Origin of the sequence: Agriterribacter sp. (assembly GCF_035444585.1) — a bacterium.
In the GTDB taxonomy this organism is placed as follows: Bacteria; Bacteroidota; Bacteroidia; order Chitinophagales; family Chitinophagaceae; genus Agriterribacter.
In genome coordinates, this window is sequence record NZ_DAOMOZ010000193.1 from 1 (window position 1) to 9,180 (window position 9,180).

The following is a 9,180-nucleotide window of genomic DNA, read 5'->3' on the forward strand; positions in this document are numbered from 1 at the left end:
AAGGGAAGGCAAACCTTATTTAAAAAACTGGCCGAAGAAGAACGCACGATCGTTTTTTACGAGTCGCCCATGCGACTTGCTAAAACACTGGAAGAATGTATTGCTTATTTTGGGGAAGACAGGCAATGCAGTGTAAGCCGTGAGCTCACCAAGGTTTTTGAAGAAAACAAAAGAGGCAGCCTGCGTGAGGTTTGCGATCACTTCAAAGCCAAAACCGTTAAAGGGGAGATAGTAGTGGTGGTTAGTGGTAAATAATGTGGAAATGTGGAAATGTGAGAATGTGAGAAGGATGGATTGATCAATCGCAAAGCATTACGGTTCTCTAACTTTTATTTTTAAGTTTTTTTTACCAGTAGCAATGTGCTTATTCGGCTTCATGGCATGAAATTGCACCTATATTAAAAAAATAAGAATCATGAAAAAGATATTTATTGCAACGTTATTATTAAGTGCTGTAGGCTTCACTCAAATCGTTAATGCGCAGATCAGGAAAATCCCGGCAGAGGTGACAAATGCTTTTTCGGAAAAGTACGACGATGCCAAAAATGTAGAATGGAGGGATAACCTCACTGCATTCGTTGCCCGTTTTGAAAAAGACGGGGATAAATATGAAGCAAAATTTAATAAAAAAGGAGAATGGCAAAATACCGAAAAAGAGGTGGAGATAAGCGATTTGCCCCGCAAGGTGAACGATGGATTTGAAAAAAGCAAATATTCGGAATGGGAAGTAAGATCGGTATACGAAATTGAGCTCCCCGGCGATGTTATGCAATACCGGGTGCATGTAGCCAAATCGGATATTCAGCAAAAGAACCTGCTTTTCAATAGTAAAGGGAGACTGCTGAAAGATAATCTTACATTATAAGATGGCAAGATGGTAAGACAGTAAGATGGTAAGACGGTAAGATGGTAAGATGGTAAGACAGTAAGATGGTAAGACAGTAAGATGGTAAGAGAGTAAGAAGAAACGTAAAAGGGGAGGTGAAGGATGAGGGAGGTCCCTTGTCTTCACCTTTTAACTTTTATAACGGAGCTTATTTATAGACGGTCTTATTATCTTTGGCGGTATTGAAATAAAAAAATAAAATACAATTCCGGAATGAACAGGATATTATTTGTTGCGATGTTTTTATGCGGATACACGGTTGCTTTTTCCCAGCCCGACCGGTGGCAGCAAAAAGTAAAATATGTGATGGATATTGATATGAATGTGCAAACCAACCGGTTTGACGGAAAGCAAAAGCTGGAATACTGGAATAATTCACCCGATACTTTACACAAAGTATTCTACCATTTGTACTGGAATGCATTTCAGCCCAACAGTATGATGGATGCCCGCAGCCGGGAGTTGGGCAATATTGAGTTCCGGGGGAGAAACAACCAGGTTATAAAGGATTGGGATGCACGGGTAACAAACCGTATCCAGCAACTTAAGCCCGAGGAAACCGGGTATCAGAAAATTGTCTCCCTTAAAATGAATGGCGTGGCGCAGCCATACAAAGTGTATGAAACCATCCTGGAAGTACAGTTAAGCAAACCTGTACTTCCCAAATCGAAAGTTGTATTTGATATGGAGTTTGAAGCGCAGGTGCCACTGCAGATCAGACGTGCGGGGCGGGATAATCCCAATACAGGGGTCAGATATTCCATGAGCCAGTGGTATCCCAAACTATGTGAGTACGATTATGAGGGCTGGCATCCAACACCTTATGTGGCACGTGAATTTTATGGCGTATGGGGCGATTATGAAGTAAATATTACGCTCGATAAAAATTATATCATAGGAGGAACCGGCTACCTGCAAAATGCAAGCCAGATTGGTTACGGTTACGAATCAAAGGGGGCAAAAGTAACACGCCCTTCGGGCAACACGCTTACCTGGCGGTTTACGGCGCCCAATGTGCACGATTTTGTTTGGGCAGCAGACCCGCAGTTTAAGCATATTAAAAGGCATATTCCCGGCGGCCCCACTATCCATGTTTTATATAAAAACAAGCCCGGTGATACAGCCAACGATGGTGCATGGAATGAAGTTGCTGATGCAGCAGTAACTGTATTGCCTTTCATTGAAAAGCATTTCGGCGCATACCCGTATAAGCAATATTCGTTTATACATGGGGGTGATGGTGGTATGGAATACCCGATGGCTACCCTGATAAGCGGCCCGGGGCTTGGCACGGCCTTTCATGAATGGATGCATAGCTGGTACCAGATGATGCTGGGTACCAATGAGTCGCTGTATGCCTGGATGGATGAAGGGTTTACTACCTATGCCGAAGACCTGGTATCGGCTTACTATAAACAGCAAAAAAGCAACCCTGTTAAGGGAAATGAGCTTTCTGCGGCACCTTCCGGCAGCGGTGCAGGCGTTGACCTTCCGTTATATCATGCCGACACGTATGCCGGTTACTTCAACCTGGTAAAAAGCGGTCTTGAAGAACCGTTAACCACGCATGCCGACCATTTCAATACCAATTTTGCCTATGCACGTGCCGCTTATTCAAAAGGAGGAGTATTTCTTGCCCAGTTGGGGTATATCATCAGCGATTCATTAAGAGACAAAACTTTACTGGAGTACTATAACCAGTGGAAATTCAAACATCCCAACGCCAATGATTTTATGCGGGTAGCCGAAAAGGTGAGTGGCATACAATTAGACTGGTATAAGGAATATTGGGTGAACACAACCAAAACAATTGATTACAAAATAGACAGCTTGTGGGAGCAGGGCGGCAAAACAAAAATACGTCTCCGGATGGCAGGACAAATACCTATGCCTCTTGACGTGCTGCTGCAGTATAAAAACGGCACCAAAGCCACCGTATATATTCCGCAGTTCAGTATGTTTGGCGAAAAGCCGGCGGAAAACACTACCCCCCGATTCGTACAGGAACCCTGGAAGTGGACGCATCCTACCTATGTGTTTGAAGTGGAATCATCACTGATGAACATAAGTTCTGTTGAAATAGACCCTACCTGGCGCATGGCAGATATTAACAGGAGCAACAATAAGCTGGAATTAAAGTGGTAGGAGAATGTGACAAGTGTGACAAATGTGAGAATGTGGAGATGTGGCAAATGTGGAAATGCGGGAATGCGGGAATTTGAAAATGAAAGAGGCTTCGGGTTTCATTCCGCAAGTGCATGATCAGCTTCGGTTTTTTTATTTAACCCCGATCCCTGGTATCATTCTCCCCGGAATTCATTATATTACGGCAGGATCAGCATTTGTACGTTAATCACCACCCCGGGGTTTATATGAAGCGATTATTACCATATTATTTCTTTTTTCTGTTCTTCCCCTGCCTGCTTCATGCACAAAAAGTGGTGTCCATTCAAATTGACGGGACCATTAATCCGGCGTCGGCAGATTTTATTCACAATGCTATTGAAAGGGCCGGTGAAGCAAAGGCGGAATGCCTGATCATTCACCTCAACACACCCGGCGGATTACTGACCTCAACGCGGAATATTGTTAGCGATTTGCTGGTATCCCCGGTGCCGGTGATCGTGTACGTATCCCCGGGTGGTGCTCATGCCGGATCGGCGGGTGTTTTTATAACAATGGCAGCCCATATTGCCGCTATGGCGCCCGGTACCAATATCGGCGCCGCTCATCCTGTGTCTATGCAGGGCGGTATGGACAGCACCATGAACAGCAAGGCAACCAATGATGCGGCGGCTTTTATACGCAGCATTGCCGATAAGCGTAAACGGAACCTCGACTGGGCAGAAGATGCAGTAAGGAACAGCGTTTCCATAACCGAAACAGAAGCCCTGCAGAAAAATGTTATTGACATCGTTGCCGTTACCGAAAAAGACCTGCTCAGCCAGATAGATGGAAGAACAATTCAGCTTCCATTCGGAGAACATGTGCTTCAAACTAAAAATGCTGTTGCAGAAACGTACAGCATGAGTGTATGGGAAAAAATATTGAATATCATCAGCGATCCCAGCATCGCTTACATTTTACTGATGCTGGGCATGTACGGGATAATGTTTGAATTGTATAACCCCGGAGCTATGCTGCCGGGCATAGTGGGCGTGATCAGCCTTATACTTGCATTTTATTCCATGCACTCTTTGCCGGTTAACTACGCCGGACTGGCACTTATTGTTTTTGGGGTCATTCTTTTTATCCTGGAAATAAAAATAGTCAGCCATGGCATACTGGCCATTGGTGGTGTGGTATCCCTTTTGCTTGGCTCCATGATGCTGATCCGCACCAGCTCAGGACTGGAGCTGGCAAGGATTTCCCGGCTGGTTATTTTTTCCGCTACACTTGTTACCGCTCTGTTCTTCCTTTTTGTTGTTGGATTGGGATTAAAAGCCCAGAAGCGGAAAATAGTTACCGGCAGGGAAGGATTACCGGGTATTACGGGTGTGGCAATGGGTTTGCTGAACCCGCTCGGACTTGTGATGGTGGAGGGTGAGATATGGAATGCCGAATCTGTTGACGGTGATATCCAAAAAGATGAAAAAGTGAGAGTGAAAGAAATGAAAGATCTGAAACTGTATGTTGAAAAGATGAATACTTAATCCTTAAAAATAAAACTTATGCAACAGATCCCCGTGGCGCTTATTGTGGTTGTGTTTTTCGTGATCATCATTCTCGCCAATTCCATCCGTATATTACGCGAATATGAAAGAGGTGTTATTTTCAGGCTTGGCCGTTTAATTGGCGGCGATGGTGTAAAAGGACCGGGACTTATCATACTTATTCCCATTATAGATAAAATGGTGAAGGTGAGCCTCAGGGTGGTGGTGATGGATGTGCCTACACAGGATATTATTACACAGGATAATGTTTCGGTTAAAGTAAGCGCGGTAGTGTATTGCCGGGTGGTAGAGCCGCAGAAGGCTATAGTGGCTGTTGAAAACTACCTGATGGCTACTTCCCAGTTTTCACAAACTACCCTGCGGAGTGTGCTGGGGCAATCGGAACTGGATGACCTGCTTTCGCAGCGCGAAAAAATAAATATCAAGCTGCAACAGATCATTGATATGCATACAGAGCCCTGGGGCGTTAAAGTATCGAATGTGGAAGTAAAGCAAATAGACCTTCCCCAGGAAATGCAAAGGGCTATGGCCAAGCAGGCAGAGGCCGAGAGAGAACGGAGAAGCAAGGTAATTGCCGCTGAAGGTGAGTTCCAGGCTTCACAACGGCTTGCCGATGCCGCACAAATATTAGCTGATCAGCCCAGCGCTTTAACATTGCGCTACCTCCAAACCCTGCGCGAAATTGCTACTGAAAACAATTCAACCACTATTTTCCCGATACCCATTGATATACTGAAGCCTTTTTTGGATAAGAAATAGTCTTTCAATACTCCTGCTGTTGAGATAAAAGCATATAAAGGGCTAAAATATTGCCTGTTTAAACTCTTTGCATATGCCTGTTGCCGACAAGAGAATTGACGTTTATATATTAAAGGCTGAAAGGTTTGCACAGCCCGTTTTAAACCATTTGCGTGAACTTGTGCATATAGCATGCCCCGGTGTACAGGAAACGATGAAATGGAGCTTTCCGCATTTTGAATATAATGGTTCAATACTGTGCAGCATGGCGGCTTTCAAAAAACATTGTGCTTTCGGCTTTTGGAAAGCATCGTTGATGAAGGATCCGCACAAATTATTTGAATTGCAGGAACGTACGGCAATGGGGCATTTGGGACGCATTGAAAGTATAAGTGATCTGCCCCCAAACAGGATACTGATATCTTATATTAAAGAAGCAGCAAGACTTAATAAAGAAGGAGTGAAGCTGCCCTCAGGAGCAAAGCCTGCTGCAACGGTTGCTGAGGCTTCGGAATACATGATAAAGGTCCTTAAGAAAAATAAAAAAGCCTGGAATAATTTTGAAGCATTCAGTCCCGGCCAGAAAAAGGAATATATTGAATGGATAACCGGGGCCAAAACCGAACCTACACGGAATAAACGGCTGTCTGATATGCTGGAATGGGTGGAAGAAGGGAAAATAAGGAACTGGAAATATTTGAAGAAGTAGGTTTGAAATTAGGGGGTTCAGGTTACAGGGTCTCAGGTTACAGGTGTGAGGTTATCGTTATTGGAATGCGGCTCATGAGTATACCTGGTAATTTCTTATCTCTCAGTTGTGTATTTTTTATCAAAAAGAGTAGTGTTGAAATTTATAGTCTTTCTTTTGATGCTGGCATTTCAGGTGCAGGATTTAACAGCGCAGACCGATGTTACTTATGCCGAAAAATTAGGATACCCGAAAGGTACTAAGATCATCATCCTGCATATTGATGACATGGGTATGTCGTACGACTCGAACCTCGGCGGCATAGAGGCCATGACAAAAGGTGTTGCCAACTCCTGCAGCGTTATGATGCCCTGCCCCTGGGTACCGGGCTTTGTGCATTATATGAAAGAATACCCTGGACTGGATGTGGGGCTGCATCTTACCTTAACTTCCGAATGGAAGGATTACCGCTGGGGGCCTTTGAGCGGGAAGCCGAAAACGCCGGGGCTTGTAGACCCCGAAGGGGCTATGTGGCGGGGAGTGGCCGATGTGGTAAAGCATGCCAGTGCAGATGAAGTGGAAACGGAAATAAGAGCGCAGGTTGAGCGGGCACGCACAATGGGTTTTGAACCCACCCATCTCGACTCGCATATGGGCACTTTGTTTGCAACGCCGGCTTTTGTTGAACGCTATATTAAAGTAGGCATAGAATACAATATCCCGGTAATGTTCCCGGGCGGACACAATACTTTGATTGCACAGGAACTGAAAAATACTTCTGCCGATATGAAAATGGCCCGCGAAGCAGGTAAGGCCTTGTGGAATGCAGGGTTGCCGGTGTTGGATGATCTCTATAACGACAGCTATAGCTGGAAACCTTCTCCCGATGTATATGCAAATGATAAGAAACTACAGTCCTATAAAACAAAAAAATACATTGAGGTGCTAAAATCGCTTAAACCCGGCATTACCATGATCATTATGCATTGCACCAATACCTCTGAAACATTTCAGCATATATCCGACTCGGGACCCACCCGCAGAGGTGACTATTTAGCGATGATGGATCCTGCACTGAAAAAATTCATTGAAAAAGAAGGCATTATTCTTACAACCTGGAGGGAAATGAAGGAAAGGAGAGACAAGGTTCAAATGCAAAGCCCGAAGCCGTAATTTTGAAATCCGAAAGGGAATACAAAGTATCGGGCAGCAAATTATGAGCACCAGATAAAACCTGTCTGCCGGGGCGAATGAATTCAAGCCCGAAGCCTCAAGCCCGAAATTCGATGGAATACAAGCATAAGCATAAACAAAAACCATAACTCCTAAATTCAAAAACACGGTCTGACCCTCCTTCGTCGGGTACCGCCCGCATCTGAACACCAATCTGAAATTTGAAATTCACCCTGTAACCTGCACCCTGAAACCTGCAACCTCAGCAACCCGATGCTTACTTCAGCAGGTTCTTTATCTCGTTCAGTTTCAGCAATGCTTCTACGGGCGTAAGCCGGTTAATGTCGAGCACTTCAAGTATTTCCCTGATGTTCTGAAAAGTTTCGGTATGTATATCAAAAATGGAAAGCTGCAATTGAGGAGCGGCTAATTGCTTTACTGCCTGTGTTACCGCATTGCCGTTATTATCTGCGTGCTTATCTTCCAACTGTTTTAAAATAGCATTGGCCCGGTCAATTAAAGCAGGCGGCATGCCAGCCATTTTGGCCACGTGGATACCGAAGCTGTGGGTACTGCCGCCCGGTGCTAATTTTCGCAGGAAGATCACTTTGTTACCTGCTTCTTTATTGGTAATATGATAATTTTTGATCCGGGGCAGTTTACTTTCCAGTTCATTGAGCTCATGGTAATGCGTGGCAAATAATGTTTTAGGTGAAAATGGTGAATTGTGCAAAAACTCGGCAATGCTCCATGCAATGGATATGCCATCATAGGTGGAAGTGCCCCTTCCTATCTCATCGAGCAATATTAAGCTTGCAGGGGAAATATTATTGATGATGCTTGCCGTTTCGTTCATCTCCACCATAAAGGTAGATTCGCCCGCGCTCAGGTTATCCGATGCGCCAACTCTGGTAAATATTTTATCAGTTACCGGTATATATGCGCTGGTGGCAGGTACAAAGCTTCCGGTATGCGCCATTAATGTGATAAGGGCAGTTTGCCGCAGAAGGGCGCTCTTACCACTCATATTGGGTCCGGTAAGGATAATGATCTGCTGGTCTTCGGGGTCAAGCACTATGTCGTTGGCAATGTATTGTTCACCGGTAGGTAAATTGCGTTCTATTACCGGGTGACGGCTTTCTTTTAGCTCAAGCAAACGACCGTCATGGAGCTCCGGCTTTTTGTAGTTGTATTGTAAGGCATTGTTGGCAAAACAGATCACGCAATCCAGTATCGCCAGAATATTGCCGTTTACCTGCATGGGAGCAATATAGTCCTGCAGCTCCAGTAATAATTTATCATAGAGCTCCAGTTCTATCTGGAATATTTTATCTTCCGCACCGGTTATTTTTTCTTCGTAATGTTTTAATTCAGGCGTAATATAGCGTTCGGCATTGGTAAGCGTTTGTTTGCGGATCCAGTTTTCCGGCACTTTGTTTTTGTGAACATTGGTCACTTCAAGGTAATATCCGAACACGTTATTAAATCCTACCTTCAGTGAAGAAATGCCTGTAGCCTGCGTTTCTTTTTGCTGCAGTTCCAGTAAATACTCTTTTCCGCCGCTGGCAATACTGCGCAGCTCGTCTAACTCCGCATGTACGCCTTTATTGATGATATTTCCTTTATTCGATTGTGTGGGAGGATTGTCAATGATCTCCTTATTGATCTTTTCTGCAATATAATGACATGGGTTGAGCGCGTCGGCTAACCGTTTCAGGTAGTCGTTGCTGCTGGTGCTGCAAGTGATTTTTATTTGCTCAATATGCTGCAGCCCCCGGGCGATCTGTTTAATTTCCCTGGGATTGATCTTTTTAACGGGGATCTTGCTTACCAGGCGTTCCACATCGCCACATTGCTTAATATGCTGAGCCACCACATTTCTCAGATCTGCATCCTTAATAAAATATTCTACCAGGTTCAGCCTTTCATTAATGCGGTTGATATCTTTGAGCGGCAGCACGATCCATCGCTTCATTAAACGGGCGCCCATAGGCGAAACCGTATTGTCCATTACTTTTTGT

At 44.6% G+C, this 9,180-nt stretch carries 7 protein-coding genes and 1 pseudogene; 7 read left to right on the forward strand and 1 reads right to left on the reverse strand.

The genetic code is table 11. The annotated features are described in order from the left end of the window. From PLH26_RS17140 to PLH26_RS17170, 7 genes and pseudogenes are all read left to right on the forward strand, one after another. Nucleotides 1-255: pseudogene (locus PLH26_RS17140) on the forward strand (16S rRNA (cytidine(1402)-2'-O)-methyltransferase); the annotation flags it as partial. A 160-nt stretch (nucleotides 256-415) separates the two neighbouring features. Beyond that, nucleotides 416-865, forward strand: coding sequence for a PepSY-like domain-containing protein (locus PLH26_RS17145; RefSeq protein ID WP_324587255.1), 450 nt, complete (start codon nucleotides 416-418; stop codon nucleotides 863-865). A 234-nt stretch (nucleotides 866-1,099) separates the two neighbouring features. After that, nucleotides 1,100-3,031, forward strand: coding sequence for a M1 family metallopeptidase (locus tag PLH26_RS17150; RefSeq protein ID WP_324587256.1), 1,932 nt, complete (start codon nucleotides 1,100-1,102; stop codon nucleotides 3,029-3,031). 227 nt (nucleotides 3,032-3,258) lie between these two features. Then, nucleotides 3,259-4,539 (forward strand): NfeD family protein, encoded by a 1,281-nt coding sequence (locus tag PLH26_RS17155; protein ID WP_324587257.1) that lies wholly within the window; start codon nucleotides 3,259-3,261, stop codon nucleotides 4,537-4,539. A gap of 18 nt (nucleotides 4,540-4,557) precedes the next feature. Next, nucleotides 4,558-5,319, forward strand: a complete 762-nt coding sequence (locus PLH26_RS17160; RefSeq protein ID WP_324587258.1) for a slipin family protein — start codon at nucleotides 4,558-4,560, stop codon at nucleotides 5,317-5,319. A gap of 73 nt (nucleotides 5,320-5,392) precedes the next feature. Next, the gene (locus PLH26_RS17165) at nucleotides 5,393-6,007 is read left to right on the forward strand and encodes a YdeI/OmpD-associated family protein (protein WP_324587259.1); all 615 of its coding nucleotides are present in this window, start codon (nucleotides 5,393-5,395) and stop codon (nucleotides 6,005-6,007) included. A gap of 135 nt (nucleotides 6,008-6,142) precedes the next feature. Further along, nucleotides 6,143-7,159, forward strand: coding sequence for a polysaccharide deacetylase family protein (locus PLH26_RS17170; RefSeq protein WP_502876406.1), 1,017 nt, complete (start codon nucleotides 6,143-6,145; stop codon nucleotides 7,157-7,159). A 277-nt stretch (nucleotides 7,160-7,436) separates the two neighbouring features. Here the strand turns inward: PLH26_RS17170 and mutS are convergent. After that, nucleotides 7,437-9,180: DNA mismatch repair protein MutS (gene mutS / locus PLH26_RS17175; RefSeq protein WP_324587261.1), on the reverse strand; the 1,744-nt coding region annotated here is incomplete at its 5' end.

Coding starts and splice junctions, on each gene's coding strand:
- PLH26_RS17145 (WP_324587255.1), top strand. CDS start 416: ATGAAAAAGATATTTATTGCAACGTTATTATTAAGTGCTGTAGGCTTC.
- PLH26_RS17150 (WP_324587256.1), top strand. CDS start 1,100: ATGAACAGGATATTATTTGTTGCGATGTTTTTATGCGGATACACGGTT.
- PLH26_RS17155 (WP_324587257.1), top strand. CDS start 3,259: ATGAAGCGATTATTACCATATTATTTCTTTTTTCTGTTCTTCCCCTGC.
- PLH26_RS17160 (WP_324587258.1), top strand. CDS start 4,558: ATGCAACAGATCCCCGTGGCGCTTATTGTGGTTGTGTTTTTCGTGATC.
- PLH26_RS17165 (WP_324587259.1), top strand. CDS start 5,393: ATGCCTGTTGCCGACAAGAGAATTGACGTTTATATATTAAAGGCTGAA.